We start from the raw sequence: 380 nt of genomic DNA on the forward strand, positions 1-380 counted from the left end.
TCCCAGAGCCACAGGACGGATCGAGCACCCGCTGTTCCAGCGGGCGAGGAATAGCCGCCGTGACCACCCGCGCGGCCAACCAGTCGGGGGCGTAGTATTCACCGAGGTCGTGGCGCTCGTCGGGGTCGATCAGGCTCTCGTAGAGACTCTTGAGCACGTCGACCTTGACATCGCGCAGGCGAAAACGAATCGTTTCGGCGGCAAGCGAACGCACCAGGTCATCGCCGCCCGTTGCGAGTAGGGGCCAGTCGAAGAAGTCAGCCTCGACGGCGCCGACAATACCCTCATTCGCCAGCAACCGGCCCGACAGCATCTCCGCCGGATCGCCAATTTCCAGATCGAGGACGCGCGCCGCGATCGCCTTCACGAGGATAGTCAGG

The 380-nt window shown here is 64.5% G+C and carries 1 pseudogene; it reads right to left on the minus strand.

The annotated features are described in order from the left end of the window. Nucleotides 1-367: pseudogene (locus tag EOA28_RS38530) on the minus strand (type I restriction-modification system subunit M); the annotation flags it as partial. Nucleotides 368-380: the final 13 nt, after the last annotated feature.

This window comes from Mesorhizobium sp. M2A.F.Ca.ET.067.02.1.1, assembly GCF_004023285.1.
Taxonomy (GTDB): Bacteria; Pseudomonadota; Alphaproteobacteria; order Rhizobiales; family Rhizobiaceae; genus Mesorhizobium.